Source organism: Nocardioides sp. BGA-UO-ETr-FS32, from assembly GCF_059567905.1.
This window is the reverse complement of record NZ_JCAQOX010000014.1, coordinates 177450-190965: the sequence shown is the minus strand read 5'-3', so window position 1 is coordinate 190965 and position 13516 is coordinate 177450. Positions and strand designations below refer to the sequence as shown.

At 71.7% G+C, this 13516-nt stretch carries 14 protein-coding genes; 9 read left to right on the top strand and 5 right to left on the bottom strand.

Annotation, left to right across the window (positions count from 1 at the left end):
• Window positions 1–42: 42 nt before the first annotated feature.
• Window positions 43–1023 (top strand): GDP-mannose 4,6-dehydratase, encoded by a 981-nt coding sequence (gene gmd / locus AC57BS_RS10790; protein WP_496411442.1) that lies wholly within the window; start codon window positions 43–45, stop codon window positions 1021–1023.
• Entirely contained in the window at window positions 1020–1955 is a 936-nt protein-coding gene (locus AC57BS_RS10785) for a GDP-mannose 4,6-dehydratase (protein WP_496411441.1), read from the top strand. The genes gmd and AC57BS_RS10785 overlap by 4 nt, the downstream gene beginning before the upstream one ends.
• Window positions 1956–2057: 102 nt before the next feature.
• On the opposite strand, the gene rfbA is transcribed toward AC57BS_RS10785, so the two are convergent.
• Complete coding sequence (gene rfbA / locus AC57BS_RS10780; protein ID WP_496411440.1) at window positions 2058–2924, bottom strand: glucose-1-phosphate thymidylyltransferase RfbA; 867 nt, start codon at window positions 2922–2924, stop codon at window positions 2058–2060.
• Between the two features lie 73 nt (window positions 2925–2997).
• Between rfbA and AC57BS_RS10775 the strand changes: the two genes are divergently transcribed.
• Genes AC57BS_RS10775 through AC57BS_RS10765 form a run of 3 tightly spaced genes read left to right on the top strand, consistent with a single transcriptional unit; the run spans window position 2998 to window position 7308 of the window.
• Window positions 2998–4899, top strand: a complete 1902-nt coding sequence (locus AC57BS_RS10775; protein WP_496411439.1) for a DUF4012 domain-containing protein — start codon at window positions 2998–3000, stop codon at window positions 4897–4899.
• Window positions 4900–4909: 10 nt separating this feature from the next.
• Window positions 4910–5908 (top strand): dTDP-glucose 4,6-dehydratase, encoded by a 999-nt coding sequence (gene rfbB, locus AC57BS_RS10770; RefSeq protein WP_496411438.1) that lies wholly within the window; start codon window positions 4910–4912, stop codon window positions 5906–5908.
• Window positions 5905–7308 (top strand): sugar nucleotide-binding protein, encoded by a 1404-nt coding sequence (locus AC57BS_RS10765; RefSeq protein WP_496411437.1) that lies wholly within the window; start codon window positions 5905–5907, stop codon window positions 7306–7308. Before rfbB ends, AC57BS_RS10765 begins: the two co-directional genes overlap by 4 nt.
• A 2-nt stretch (window positions 7309–7310) precedes the next feature.
• On the opposite strand, the gene AC57BS_RS10760 is transcribed toward AC57BS_RS10765, so the two are convergent.
• The 3 genes from AC57BS_RS10760 to AC57BS_RS10750 all read right to left on the bottom strand — a co-directional run bounded on the left by AC57BS_RS10760 (window position 7311) and on the right by AC57BS_RS10750 (window position 9113).
• Window positions 7311–7604, bottom strand: coding sequence for a DUF2516 family protein (locus AC57BS_RS10760; RefSeq protein ID WP_496411436.1), 294 nt, complete (start codon window positions 7602–7604; stop codon window positions 7311–7313).
• 284 nt (window positions 7605–7888) lie between these two features.
• A complete protein-coding gene (locus AC57BS_RS10755) occupies window positions 7889–8611 on the bottom strand; it encodes a hypothetical protein (RefSeq protein WP_496411435.1) in 723 nt (240 codons plus the stop codon).
• Between the two features lie 64 nt (window positions 8612–8675).
• Window positions 8676–9113, bottom strand: a complete 438-nt coding sequence (locus AC57BS_RS10750) for a helix-turn-helix domain-containing protein (RefSeq protein ID WP_496411434.1) — start codon at window positions 9111–9113, stop codon at window positions 8676–8678.
• 148 nt (window positions 9114–9261) lie between these two features.
• Between AC57BS_RS10750 and AC57BS_RS10745 the strand changes: the two genes are divergently transcribed.
• On the top strand, window positions 9262–9753 hold the full coding sequence (locus AC57BS_RS10745) for a VanZ family protein (RefSeq protein ID WP_496411433.1): 492 nt from the start codon (window positions 9262–9264) through the stop codon (window positions 9751–9753).
• Here AC57BS_RS10745 and AC57BS_RS10740 read toward each other — a convergent pair.
• Window positions 9688–10656, bottom strand: a complete 969-nt coding sequence (locus tag AC57BS_RS10740) for an asparaginase (protein WP_496411432.1) — start codon at window positions 10654–10656, stop codon at window positions 9688–9690. The genes AC57BS_RS10745 and AC57BS_RS10740 overlap by 66 nt on opposite strands.
• A gap of 41 nt (window positions 10657–10697) precedes the next feature.
• On the opposite strand from AC57BS_RS10740, the gene cysC reads away from it, so the two are divergent.
• From cysC to AC57BS_RS10725, 3 genes are read left to right on the top strand one after another with little or no spacing between them, the layout of a single operon-like run.
• Window positions 10698–11906 carry an adenylyl-sulfate kinase gene (cysC, locus tag AC57BS_RS10735; RefSeq protein WP_496411431.1) on the top strand — a complete coding sequence of 403 codons (1209 nt, stop codon included), beginning with the start codon at window positions 10698–10700 and terminating at the stop codon, window positions 11904–11906.
• Window positions 11899–12444 (top strand): arsenate reductase/protein-tyrosine-phosphatase family protein, encoded by a 546-nt coding sequence (locus AC57BS_RS10730; protein ID WP_496411430.1) that lies wholly within the window; start codon window positions 11899–11901, stop codon window positions 12442–12444. Before cysC ends, AC57BS_RS10730 begins: the two co-directional genes overlap by 8 nt.
• On the top strand, window positions 12444–13454 hold the full coding sequence (locus tag AC57BS_RS10725) for a sulfite exporter TauE/SafE family protein (RefSeq protein WP_496411429.1): 1011 nt from the start codon (window positions 12444–12446) through the stop codon (window positions 13452–13454). The genes AC57BS_RS10730 and AC57BS_RS10725 overlap by 1 nt, the downstream gene beginning before the upstream one ends.
• Window positions 13455–13516: the final 62 nt, after the last annotated feature.

Genomic DNA, 13516 nt, shown 5'->3' with positions numbered 1-13516 from the left:
AGCCCCACCCTAACGATGCTCCGCCCTGACAGACTGGGCCGCATGCCGAGCGCACTCATCACCGGGATCACCGGCCAGGACGGGCTCTACCTCGCCGAGCTGCTGCTCGAGAAGGGCTACGACGTCCACGGCCTCATCCGCGGCCAGAACAACCCGCGCCGCGCCCTGGTCGAGGACCTGGTCCCCGACGTCCAGCTGCACAACGGCGACCTCACCGACCTGTCCAGCCTGATGCGCGCGATGCGCGACTCCGAGCCCGACGAGGTCTACAACCTCGGCGCGATCTCGTTCGTCGCCTACTCCTGGGAGAACGCCTTCGTCACCAGCGACGTGACCGGCATGGGCGTGCTCAACATGCTCGAGGCCGTACGCCTCCACGCGGGCGACGACCCGCGCGCGATCCGCTTCTACCAGGCGTCGAGCTCGGAGATGTTCGGCAAGGTGCAGGAGGTGCCGCAGTCGGAGAAGACGCTGCTGTGGCCGCGCTCGCCGTACGGCGTGAGCAAGGTCTACGGCCACTACATGACGATCAACTACCGCGAGTCCTACGGGATGCACGCCTCGTCGGGGATCCTGTTCAACCACGAGTCGCCGCGCCGCGGCCCGGAGTTCGTGACCCGCAAGATCAGCCAGGCGGTGGCCCGGATCCACCTCGGCCGGCAGGACTCGATGGCGCTCGGCAACCTCGACGCGCGGCGCGACTGGGGCTATGCCGGCGACTACGTCGAGGCGATGTGGCGGATGCTCCAGCAGGACGAGGCCGACGACTACGTGATAGCCACCGGCGAGACCTGGTCGATCCGCGACTTCCTCGACCTCGCCTTCGCCCACGTCGGCATCGACGACTGGGGCAAGCACGTCACCCAGGACCCGCGCTTCATGCGGCCGGCCGAGGTCGAGCTGCTCATCGGCGACGCGTCGAAGGCGCGCGACAAGCTCGGCTGGAAGCCGACCGTCTCGTTCGCCGAGCTGGTCGCGATGATGGTCGACGCCGACATCGCCGCCGCCAAGGCGGGCTGGTGACCGCAGCCGCGTTCATCACCGGCATCGGCGGGCAGGACGGCACCTACCTCGCCGAGCGCCTGGTGGCCGAGGGCCTGGAGGTCCACGCCCTCGTGCTCGAGGCCGACGGCCACCCCGAGCACTGCCCGGCCGAGGTCGTGCTCCACACCGGCGACCTCGCCGACGTCGAGGCCACCCGGCGACTCCTCACCGAGATCGCGCCGCAGGAGGTCTACAACCTCGCCGCGATCAGCTCGGTCGCGCAGTCGTGGGACGAGCCCGACCGCACCTCGCTCGTCAACGGCCACGCCGCCGCGGCGCTGATGGAGTCGGCACGACGGCTCGGCGGCGTACGCCTCGTGCAGGCCTCGAGCGCGGAGATCTTCGGCGAGGCCCAAGAGGCTCCGCAGGACGAGGTGACCCCGATCGCGCCGGTGAACCCGTACGGCGCGGCGAAGGCGTTCGCCCACCTGTCCGCGCGCGTCTTCCGCCAGCGCGACCTGCACGTGTCGAGCGTGATCCTCTACAACCACGAGTCCCCTCGCCGCCACCCGCGCTTCGTGACCCGCAAGATCACCTCGACCGTGGCCGCGATCGCGCGCGGCGACGCCGACGAGCTGGTGCTCGGCAACCTCGACGCCCGCCGCGACTGGGGGTGGGCGCCCGACTACGTCGACGCGATGGTCCGTGCGGCCCGGGCCGACGAGCCGGCCGACTACGTCGTGGCCACCGGCGTCGCACACTCGGTGCGCGACTTCGTGGCCGCAGCCTTCGCCGCGGCCGGGATCGCCGACTGGGAGGCCCTCGTCCGGCAGGACGCGGCGTTCTTCCGCCCCGCCGACCCCACCGAGCTCGTCGGCGACGCGACCCGCGCGCGCGAGGAGCTGGGGTGGGAGCCGACGGTCGACTTCGCCGAGATCGTGCGGCGGATGGTCGCCGCCGACCTGGCCTGAGGCCGGGGGTTTGCACCCGAGTTGCGTGCTTACAGGTAGAGATCTCTACCTGTAAGCAGGGCGGTCACCGGATATCCGGTGACTCCGGCAAGGGGACGCTGCTCAGCCGTGCTGCAGCAACCCGATCAGGTACTCGCCGTAGCCGCTCTTGCGCAGCGGCTCGGCCTGCTCGAGGAGCTCCTCGTCGCTCAGGAAGCCCATCCGCCACGCGACCTCCTCGGGCGCCCCGATCTTGAACCCCTGCCGGCCCTCGATGGTGCGCACGAAGTTGGACGCGTCGTTGAGCGAGTCGAACGTGCCGGTGTCGAGCCAGGCGGTGCCGCGCGGCAGCACCTCGACGTGGAGGCGCCCCTCCTCGAGGTAGCGGCGGTTGAGGTCGGTGATCTCGAGCTCGCCGCGCGCGGACGGCTCGAGCTCCGCGGCGTACGCCACCACGTCGTTGTCGTAGAAGTAGAGCCCCGGCACGGCGAAGTCGCTCTTGGGGTTCTCCGGCTTCTCCTCCAGCGACAGCGCGCGGCCCTCGTCGTCGAACTCCACGACGCCGTACGCCCGGGGGTCGGCGACGTGGTAGCCGAAGACCGCGGCGCCGTCGAGCTCGGAGAACCGCAGCAGCTGCTGGCCGAGGCCGGAGCCGTAGAAGATGTTGTCACCGAGGACGAGCGCCGAGCGCTGGTCGCCGATGTGGTCGGCGCCGATGATGAACGCCTGGGCAAGCCCGTCCGGCGAGGGCTGGACCGCGAAGGTGATGTTGATGCCGAACTGCGAGCCGTCGCCGAGCAGCCGGTGGAACCCGTCGGCCTCGTGCGGCGTGGTGATGATCAGGACGTCCTGGACGCCCGCGAGCATCAGCGTGGAGAGCGGGTAGTAGATCATCGGCTTGTCGTACACCGGGACCAGCTGCTTGCTGATGCCCTGCGTGATCGGGTGCAGTCGGGAGCCGGTGCCACCGGCCAGGATGATTCCGCGCATGGATGCACCCTAGGGCGTCGGGCGTCATAGCCGTTCGGGCCCGCACGTCGGAGCCGTTTGGCACCATGTGCGCATGCCGTCCTCCCGTCGCACGTCCACGCGACGCCTGGTACGGCCCGCGACGGTCGTCGGCGGCCTGTTCCTGCTGCTGGTCGGCCTGGCGCTGCTGGCGATCCCGTTCCTCGAGGCGCCGGCGGCCGCGGAGGGCGCGCGGACCGACCTCGAGGCGGCCCGCGACTCGCTGTCCGCGGGCGACGTCGGCGCGGCGGAGGCGAGCGTGCAGAGCGCCCGCCGGCACGCCGACCGGGTGCAGGACGCGATGCAGGGGTTCGGCGGTGACGTCTGGAGCCTGATCCCCGTCGTCGGCGAGCCCGTCTCGGACGTACGCCACCTGGGCAACGCCCTCGACCACCTGACCGCGGCCGCCGAGGTGGCCGTGCAGGCGTGGCCGGCGGTCAACGGCGACGACGCCACCCTGTTCGCCGACCGGGGCGTGGACCTGCCCACGCTCGAGACGCTGGTCGGGGCGGTCGACGAGGCGAGCACCCACCTCGACGCCGCCCAGCTCGAGCTCGGCGAGGTGCGTGACTCCTCGATCGGGGTCGGCACCCGCCTCGGCGACGCGCGGGACGAGGCGATCGAGGTCGTCAGCCCGGTCGCCGCCACCGCCCGCCGGGCGAGGTCGATCGCCGACGTGCTGCCCGACCTCTTCGGCGCGCGGGGCGAGCGCACCTACCTCCTGGCGCTGCTCAACCCCAGCGAGCAGCGCTTCTCCGGCGGCGCACCCCTGACGGTGGTGCCGATGGAGGTCACCGACGGCAGGCTCAGCATGGGCGAGGCCCGCGACACCACCGACCCCGACCTGTTCCGGGTGGGTCGCTGGGAGCGGGTCGACGGCAACCCGTTCCACAACGGCAAGCTGCGCCTGTCGACCTCGACCTACGCGCCGGACTGGTCCGTGTCGGGCGAGGAGCTGCTCCGCGGCTGGGAGCGCCGGACCGACCAGGAGGTCGACGGCATCGTGGTCGTCGACATGGTGGCGCTGGCCGACATGCTGCGGATCACCGGCCCCGTCGAGACCGACGGCTACGGCACGCTCGGCGCCGACAACTTCACCGCGACCCTCGTCGGCGACTACGACAAGTACCCGGACAACGAGGCACGCAAGGACCTCAACCGCGCGATCGTGCCGCTGTTCGCCGAGCGGCTCCTCGACCCCGGCGACGGCCTCGAGAAGATCGAGTCGCTGCGCACCTCGGCCGGGGCGCGGCACTTCGCGATGTGGATGCGCGACCCGGACCTGCAGTCCGCGGTCGCCGACATCGGGCTCGCCGGCGAGCTGTCCGACACCCGTCACGACTACCTCGCGGTCTTCAACCAGAACACCAACCGCAGCAAGGCCGACTTCTGGCAGAAGCGGACCGTCGCCAGCGAGGTCCGGCTGCGCGAGGACGGCTCGGCGAAGGTCCGGCTCGCCATCTCGGTCCACAACGACTCGCCGCCCTACGTCCAGCCGTTCCCCGACCCGCGCGACGGCACCTACGTCACCAAGTGGAACGGCATGACCCTCGGCGTCTTCCTCCCCGAGGGCGCCGTGGTCACCAGCGCCACCGCCGCCGGGCGCCCCCAGGGCACCCGCCTCTTCGACTACTACGGCCGCCCCTACAAGCTGCTGCGCCTCACGCTCCCGCCCGGCACGACGCGCGAGGCGGTCCTGGAGTACGACGTCCCGGCCGCCGCGGTCGCGCCCGGCGACGGCACGCTCACCTACCGCCTCGACGCCACGCCGCAGGGCCTCGTGGTGCCGCAGGCGGTGACGGTGGACGTGCGCTGGCCCGACGGCTACGAGGTCGGCGAGCTGCCGGAGGGCTGGACGCGTACGGCTCCGGGGCGGGCGACGTACGCCGATCCCGGCCTGGTCACCCAGCCCAGCTTCGGCATCACCGGGTCCGCCGCCGGGGCCAGCGCGCCCTAGACTCCCCGCCATGGAACGCCTTCTTGTGACCGGGGGCGCGGGGTTCATCGGGTCGAACTTCGTGCACCACCTCGTCGACCACACCGACCTGAAGATCACGGTGCTCGACAAGCTGACCTACGCCGCCTCCAAGGAGTCGCTGGCGGGGCTGCCCGAGGACCGCGTCCAGCTGGTCGTCGGCGACATCGCGGAGGAGGACGTCGTCGACCCCCTCGTGGCGGCCCACGACGCGGTCGTCCACTACGCCGCGGAGTCGCACAACGACAACTCGCTGCACGACCCCAGCCCGTTCATCAGGACCAACATCCTCGGGACCTACACGATCCTCGAGGCCGTGCGGAAGCACGACAAGCGCCTGCACCACGTGTCGACCGACGAGGTCTACGGCGACCTCGAGCTCGACGACCCCAAGCGCTTCACCGAGGACACCCCCTACAACCCGTCCTCGCCCTACTCGGCGTCCAAGGCCGGCTCCGACCACCTCGTCCGCGCCTGGGTCCGCAGCTTCGGCGTGCGGGCGACCGTCTCCAACTGCTCCAACAACTACGGCCCCTGGCAGCACATCGAGAAGTTCATCCCGCGCCAGATCACCAACGTCATCGACGGCATCCGCCCCAAGCTCTACGGCTCCGGCGAGAACGTCCGCGACTGGATCCACGCCGACGACCACTCCTCGGCCGTGCTCACCATCCTGGAGAAGGGCCGCGTCGGCGAGACCTACCTCATCGGCGCCGACGGCGAGAAGAACAACCTCGAGGTCGTCCGCCTGATCCTCACCCTCATGGGCAAGGACGCCGACGACTTCGACCACGTCAACGACCGCGCCGGCCACGACATGCGCTACGCCATCGAGTCCGGCAAGCTGCGCCAGGAGCTCGGCTGGCAGCCGCAGTTCCAGGATTTCGAGTCCGGCCTGGCCAACACCATCGAGTGGTACCAGGCGCACGAGGACTGGTGGCGCCCGCACAAGGACGCCACGGAGGCGAAGTACGCGGAGAAGGGCCAGTGACCCTCCCCTCCCTCGAGACCACCCCCATCCCCGGCCTCCTCGTCGTACGCCTCGACCGTCGCGTCGACGACCGCGGGTTCTTCAAGGAGAACTGGCAGCGCGAGAAGATGCTCGCGATCGGGCTTCCCGACTTCGGCCCGGTGCAGAACAACGTCTCCTTCAACGCCGACCGCGGCGTCACCCGGGGCATCCACACCGAGCCGTGGGACAAGTTCGTCTCGCTGGCCTCCGGCCGGATCTTCGGCGCGTGGGTCGACATGCGCGAGGGCGAGAGCTTCGGCGCGACGTTCACCCTCGAGATGGACACCTCGGTCGCGGTGTTCGTCCCGCGCGGCGTCGGCAACAGCTACCAGACGCTCGAGGACGCCACCTCCTACACCTACCTCGTCAACGAGCACTGGCGCCCCGGCATCGCCTACCCCGCGCTCGCGCTCGACGACCCGTCCGCGGCGATCGCCTGGCCGATCCCGCTGGCCGAGGCGATCATCAGCGAGAAGGACCAGAACAACCCCGCGCTCGACCCCACCACCGCGATCCCGCCCAAGAAGACCCTCGTCCTGGGGGGCGGCGGCCAGCTCGGCCTGGCGCTCGCGGCCGCCTTCCCCGGCAGCGAGGCCGTCACCCGCGCCGAGCTCGACGTCACCGACGCCGAGGCCGTGGCGGCGTGGCCGTGGCACGAGTACGCCGTGGTGCTCAACGCGGCCGCCTACACCGCCGTCGACGCAGCGGAGACGCCGGAGGGCCGGGTCGCCGCGTGGGCCGCGAACGCCACCGCCCCCGCGACGCTCGCCGGGCTCGCCCGTCGGCACGGCTTCACGCTCGTGCACTTCTCCTCGGAGTACGTCTTCGACGGCACCGCGCCGCTCGACCCCGGCCACACCGAGGACGAGCCGCTGTCGCCGCTCGGCGTCTACGCCCAGACCAAGGCCGCCGGCGACATCGCCGCCTCGCTGGCCCCGCGCCACTACGTCCTGCGCACGTCGTGGGTCATCGGCGAGGGCAAGAACTTCGTCCGCACCATGCAGTCCCTCGCCGAGAAGGGCGTGTCACCCAGCGTCGTCGAGGACCAGGTCGGGCGGCTGACCTTCACCGACGAGCTGGTCCGCGCGACCCGCCACCTCCTCGACAGCCAGGCGCCGTACGGCACCTACAACCTCTCCAACGGCGGCCCGGCGATGTCGTGGCGCGAGGTCGCGCAGGCGGTCTTCGAGCGCTCCGGCCGCAGCGCGGAGGACGTCTCCGGCACGACCACCGCGGCGTACGCCGAGGGGGTGCTGGCGCAGGGCAACCCGTTCGCGCCGCGTCCGCTCAACTCCGCCATGTCGCTCGACAAGATCCGGGCGACCGGGTTCGAGCCCGAGGACGCGCTGGCCGCACTCGACCGCTACCTCGCCGGCTGACCTCAGCGGGGGGAGGTGACCTCGGCCAGCGCGGGGCGCACGTCTGCGAGGTAGACGAGCGAGGCGATCGTGAACACCAGGTGGATCAACCCCAGCGGGGACGAGCCGATCAGCAGCAGCTGCGCGCCGAAGCCGAGCCCGGTGATCGCGACCCACGCCTGCTTGGTCAGCTTGCCGGCCGCCTCGTAGGCCTCGGCGGAGTAGGTCAGCGAGTTGATGAACGCGAATCCCTTGATCGCGAGCAGCGCGACGAGCACGACCAGCATCAGGGTGCTCTGGAAGGCGTAGATGTTCACGTCACGAGGGTAGCCGGACATGCCCGGCGTCATACCAAGCCGTACGCATGACTGCAGGTTCGCATGACGCTCGCCGTCACCCCGGCCCGGCGTCATACCAAGCCGTACGCATGACTGCAGGTTCGCATGACGCTGGCCGCAACCCCGGCCCGGCGCGGGCAAGCAGAAGAGCCACGTCTGACGAAGCACCTGACGCAGCAAGAGGCCCCCGTCCTGATGGACGGGGGCCTCTCGCGTGACTCAGCTCAGAACAGCATCAGCTGGTCATCGTCGGCTGGCGCTCTTCAGTCGCCGACCTTCTCGGCGGCGTCGGCGACGGCCTTGACCGCGTTGGTCGCGGTCGTGGTCGCGGCGGTCGCCGTGGCCTTGGCGCTGCTCTGGGCGGTGGCGGTCTTCTTGGCCGCGGTCTTGCGCGCGGTCGTGGCGGCAGCCTTCTTGCCGGCAGCCTTCTGCGTGGCCTTCTTTGCGGTCGGCTTCGGCTTGGGGGCGACCTTGGTGGCGGCGGTCTTGTCAGCGGCCTCGACGTTGGCCTCGGCGGCCTTCTTGGCCTGGGTGGCGGCGGTCTTCGCCTTGGCGACGGTCGTCTTCGCCGACGACACGGTGGCCTTGGTCGACTCCTGGCGGCGGATGCGGCCCACGAGGGACTCGCCGCGCTTGACCAGGTCGGTGTAGGTGGCGTTGGCCGCGGCGACGTTCTCGTCGACGAGCGTGGTCACCTGGGTGGAGACCTTGGCGGGGTAGGCGCGGGCCTCGGCCTGGAGCTCCGAGACGCGGGCCTCGATCGCGGCGCGACGGGCCTGGGCCTGCTTGCGCAGCGCCTTGGGGTCGGTGGCGGTCTTCTGCACGTCGTTGACGCGCGTGGTGACGTCCTTCTGGACCGCGGCGACGCGCTTCTGCACGTCCGCCACTGCCTCGCGGACGGCCTCGACGGCGAGGTCGGTGACGCCGACGCCGGCGAGGACGGGCTTGAGGGCCTCGGTCTTGATGTCGAACTTGGCGGTAGCCATGGTGGTGCTCCTTCTCTTCGGGTCCGGTGGGTGCTGCAGGGTGCTGCTGGGTCGTACGGGGGTCCTACGCGGGTGGGGCGGTGTCGCGCTCGTTGAGCGCGAGGAACGAGGCGTAGACATCGAGCAGCGAGTTCTTCTGCCGCTCGGTCAGCGCCGTGTCGGCGAGGATCGCCAGCTCGACGGATCCGGCCTGCCCGGGGTCGGGGTGGACGATGCCGGCGCGGACGTAGAGTTGCTCGGCGCTGACGCGCAGGGCGCGTGCCAGCTGCTGGAGCACCTCGGCGGACGGCTTGCGCAGGCCGCGCTCGATCTGGCTGAGGTAGGGGTTGCTGACGCCGACCTGGTCGGCGAGCTGTCGGAGGGAGAGCTGCGCTCCGAGGCGCTGCTCCTTGAGGTAGTCGCCCAGCGAGCCGAGCGAGTCGACGACCGCCTTGCTGGTCTTCGTGCCGGCGCGATCGCCGCTCTTGCCGCTCGTCCTGGCCGGGCTCTTGTCCTTGGCCATGTCTCCAGTGTGCTAACTCTGTTAGCACAAAACAAGTCCACAGCAGGTGAGCCCACTCACAACGGCAGATCACAAGCGAACTTTCGCGCTAACAGCGCTGCTCGCACCGCCCATCGGGGTGCCATCGGGCGCCGTCTAGGATCGCCGCATGCCCCGCCCCCGGCTCCACCCCGCCGTACGCCGCGCAGTGGCCGTGGCGCTCGCGGCGTGGACCGTGGTGCTGGCGGTCACCCTGCTGGCGCCGTCGTCGGCCGGACCGTCGTGGCTGGTCGAGACCGTGTCGGGGCTCCTGGGCCGCCTGGGGCTGCCAGAGGTCCTGGCGGCGCCGGAGCGCGTGGAGTTCGGGCTCAACGTCGCCGCGTTCGTGCCCCTGAGCCTGCTGGGCACGCTCCTGTGGCCGCGACCCACGTGGCGCGACTGGACCGCGCTCGGCTTCGCCGCGTCGTTCCTCGTCGAGGTCGTGCAGGCCGCGGCCCTCGCCGGGCGCTCGGCGACGCACGCCGACGTCGTCGCCAACACCCTCGGCACCCTGCTCGGCGCCCTCCTCGGCGCGCTCCTCGCGCTCGCGGTCGGCTCAGAAGACCGCGCGGATCTCCCCGACCGGCACCCCGCCGCCGAGGAGCTCGAGCCGCCCCGTTGACCGCACCGCGTCGGCGTCGACCCCTGCCTCGTCGAGCACGCCGGAGCGGCGCAGGGCCTCGGCCATCAGCACCGGGCGTACGCGGGGCGCGCCGTCGTCGGTCTTGAGCGCCCAGGCGCGGCCGTCGGGCAGCGCGACGGCGTACACCGACTCCGCTCCGGCCTTGCCGATCAGACCCGGCACGGCACGGTGCAGCGCGAGCTCGTCGCGGGTGGTGCCGCTGACGTACTCGGGGTGGCGCCGGATGGCGTCGGCCACGCGGCGCTGGGGGCCGTCGGTCGCGGAGGCCAGGGAGGCGAACGCGCGCGCGAGCCCGGTCAGCGAGGTCGACAGCAGCGGGGCTCCGCAGCCGTCGACCGCGACGGTCGTCACGGGCTCGCCGGTGAGCTTGGCGAAGGTGTTGATGATCGCCACCTGCAACGGGTGGGCGGGGTCGAGGTAGGTCGCGGTGTCCCAGCCGCGCAGCACGCACGTGGCGAGCATCGCGGCGTGCTTGCCGGAGCAGTTCATCTGGATCGAGGTCTTGGTGCCGCCCGCGCGCAGGACGGCCTCGCGCGCGGCGTCGTCGAGCGGGAAGTCGGGCGGGGTCTGCAGGGCCGACTCGTCCAGCCCGGCCGAGGCCAGCGTGCGGCGTACGCCCTCGACGTGGAACGCCTCGCCCGAGTGCGACGCGCAGGCCAGCGCCAGCAGGTCGTCGGGCAGGTCGAGGCCGAGCTCGACCATCGCGAGGGCCTGGACCGGCTTGTTGCTCGAGCGCGGGAGCACCGGCGCCTCGACGTCGCCCACCGACCAGTCGACGGTGCCGTCGGCGGCGAGCGCCACGATCGAGCCGTAGTGGTGGCCCTCGACGAACCCGGAGCGGACGATCTCGGCGACGACGGGCTGAGCAGCAGCGGCAGACATGGGGCGCAGGCTACTCACCGTCAGGGTGAGAGGATGCGCGGGTGATCCAGCACTGCCCGACGCCGACCGAGCTCGACGACCTGGAGCTCCTCGTCTCCGGCGCCTACGCCCCGCTCACCCGCTTCAACGAGCCGGGGTCCCCGGTCACCCTGACCCTCCCCGACGGCGCCGCCGAGGCCGAGCTGGTCGACCCCGAGGGCCTGCCGCTGGCCCGGGTCGCCGCCGACGGGTCGCTCGAGCCGCTGACGCACGCCCAGTACGGCCCCTTCCGCCGGCTGCACCTGACGCCCGCGCAGGTGCGTGAGCAGCACGCCGGCGCGACGTTCGTGCCCGTCGTCGACGCCCTCACCGAGGCAGACCTCGCCGAGCTCCGCGGCCTCGGTCGCGTGGTCCTCCTCGCCCTGACCGGCACCGGGACGGCCGAGCTCTCCCCCGTCGCGCTCGTGCGTGCGAGCCTCGCGGCCGCCGACCTGCTCGACGACGCCTCCGTCGTGGCGGTCCCGCTCCCCTCCCACGGTGACGCCGAGGCCGACCACGCCCTGGGGACTCAGGTCGTGGGGACGTACGCCGGGCCCGACCCGGTCCACGCCCTGACCTCACCCTTCGGTGGTCGAGCAGACCTCCCCGACGCGTTCCCCGACGCCATCGCCGCCATCGTCGACGAGGACCGGCCCGCACGCGAGGACCAGGGGCTCGTCCTGTTCTTCACCGGTCTCTCCGGCAGCGGCAAGTCCACGCTCGCCCGCGCCCTGATGGACCTCCTCCTCGAGCAGGGCGGGCGGTCGGTGACCAGCCTCGACGGCGACGTCGTACGCCGCCACCTGTCCGCCGGGCTCACCTTCTCCAAGGCCGACCGCGAGACCAACATCCGCCGCATCGGCTGGGTGGCCGCCGAGATCGCCCGCCACGGCGGGGTGGCGGTCTGCTCGCCGATCGCGCCGTTCGCCGAGACCCGCGAGCAGGTGCGCGAGATGGTCGAGGCCGCCGGCGGCGCGTTCTTCCTCGTCCACGTCGCCACGCCGCTGGAGGAGTGCGAGCGCCGGGACCGCAAGGGCCTCTACGCCAAGGCGCGCGCCGGCGAGATCCCCGAGTTCACCGGGATCTCCTCGCCCTACGAGGAGCCGGAGGACCCCGCCGTACGCGTGGACACGACGGGCCGCACCATCGAGGACGCGCTGGACGACGTCCTCGTCGCGCTCGACGAGGCGGGCTTCCTCCACCTGCCGACGCTGACCGGCACCCATGCCTGAGCCGCTCCGGGTGCTCTTCGTGTGCACCGCCAACATCTGTCGCTCGCCCGTCATGGAGCTCGTCGCGCGCGACCTGGCCGGCGACCCCGAGCAGTCGGGCGTCGAGTTCAGCAGCGCGGGCACCCACGCCCGCGACGGCCACGCGATCAACGCCGACATGTCGCCCACGCTGCCCACGACGCTCGCCCCCGACTCGGCGGGCGCCTTCCGCAGCCGCTACCTGTCCCGGGCGGTCCTCGCCGATGCCGACCTGGTCCTCACCGCGGAGTCCACCCACCGCCAGCACATCCTCGACGACCACCCGCAGCTGCACCGCAAGGTCTTCACGCTCGGGCAGTTCGAGGCGACGATCGCGGAGCTCCCCGGCCTGAGCGGACGCGAGCTGGTCGAGGCCGCGGGCCGGCGGCGTACGCCCGCCACCCCCGCCCACGACGTGGCCGACCCCTACCGGCGCGGTACGGCAGCCGCCGAGACGGCAACCGGCACAATCACTGCCATGCTGAGCGTCGTCGTACCCAGACTCGTCGGAGACCGCTGATGCTCGAGATCCTCACCATCACGTTCTTCTCGATCCTCGCGGCCGGGTTCGTCGTCGGCATCGTGGTCGGGCTGACCGGCATGGGCGGCGGCGCGCTGATGACGCCGGCGCTGCTGTTCCTGGGGGTGGGCGAGGCCGCGACGGTCGTCACCGCCGACCTGACAGCGGCGGCGGTCTACAAGACCGGCGGCGCGATCGTGCACAAGCGCGAGGGCTCGCCCAACATGCAGCTCGCCAAGTGGCTGATGATCGGCTCCATCCCGATGGCCCTGCTCGGGCCCCACCTCATCGCGTGGTTCACCGACGACGTCGACGAGCTCAACCACGTGCTGATCATCTGCATCGGCTTCGCGCTCCTGCTGGCCGCCGCGACGTACGCCCTCCGGCTCTACGTCAACCTGCTGCGCGTGCGCTCGGGCAACCACGTCGTCGACGACGACCCCGCGGTCCGGGTCGTGCCGACCCTCCTCGTGGGCATGCTGGGCGGCCTGCTGGTGGGCGTCACGAGCGTCGGCTCCGGCTCGGTCATCATGATCGCGCTGCTGATGCTCTATCCGGGGCTCTCCGCGGTGCGGCTCGTCGGCACCGACCTCGTCCAGGCGGTCCCGCTGGTCCTGGCGGCCGCCGTCTCCAACATCTTCCTCCACGGCATCGACTGGGGGATCCTGGTCCCCCTCCTGGTCGGGTCCGTACCGGGCACCATCCTCGGCTCGATGCTCGCCCCGCGCGTGCCGCAGTCGTTCATCCGCCGCGGCATCGTCGTCGTCCTGACCATGAGCGGCGTCGCCCTGCTCGACAAGTCCGGCTGGGCGCCGCTCGGCGAGGAGGAGACGCACCCGATGCTGATCGCCGGCATCGGCCTGGCCGTCCTGGTGGTGCTGCCCATCGTCTGGGGCTTCCTGCGCAAGCAGCAGGGCCTGCCCATGTTCGGCTCGCCGACCATCGCGCAGCTCGAGGATCCGTCCTACCGCCCCGGGCTGGTCGGGATGAAGAAGGTCGACGACGGCTGAGGACCGGCCTGCGGCCCTGTGGATGACCGGTCGCGCCGATCCGGCGCCCGGGCCAGACTCCC

Excerpts from the sequence above, each read along its gene's own strand:
- AC57BS_RS10755 (WP_496411435.1), bottom strand. The coding sequence starts at position 8,611 with ATGGCTACCGCCAAGTTCGACATCAAGACCGAGGCCCTCAAGCCCGTC.
- AC57BS_RS10725 (WP_496411429.1), top strand. The coding sequence starts at position 12,444 with ATGCTCGAGATCCTCACCATCACGTTCTTCTCGATCCTCGCGGCCGGG.
- AC57BS_RS10775 (WP_496411439.1), top strand. The coding sequence starts at position 2,998 with ATGCCGTCCTCCCGTCGCACGTCCACGCGACGCCTGGTACGGCCCGCG.
- rfbA (WP_496411440.1), bottom strand. The coding sequence starts at position 2,924 with ATGCGCGGAATCATCCTGGCCGGTGGCACCGGCTCCCGACTGCACCCG.
- rfbB (WP_496411438.1), top strand. The coding sequence starts at position 4,910 with ATGGAACGCCTTCTTGTGACCGGGGGCGCGGGGTTCATCGGGTCGAAC.
- AC57BS_RS10745 (WP_496411433.1), top strand. The coding sequence starts at position 9,262 with ATGCCCCGCCCCCGGCTCCACCCCGCCGTACGCCGCGCAGTGGCCGTG.
- AC57BS_RS10730 (WP_496411430.1), top strand. The coding sequence starts at position 11,899 with ATGCCTGAGCCGCTCCGGGTGCTCTTCGTGTGCACCGCCAACATCTGT.
- AC57BS_RS10740 (WP_496411432.1), bottom strand. The coding sequence starts at position 10,656 with ATGTCTGCCGCTGCTGCTCAGCCCGTCGTCGCCGAGATCGTCCGCTCC.
- AC57BS_RS10750 (WP_496411434.1), bottom strand. The coding sequence starts at position 9,113 with ATGGCCAAGGACAAGAGCCCGGCCAGGACGAGCGGCAAGAGCGGCGAT.
- gmd (WP_496411442.1), top strand. The coding sequence starts at position 43 with ATGCCGAGCGCACTCATCACCGGGATCACCGGCCAGGACGGGCTCTAC.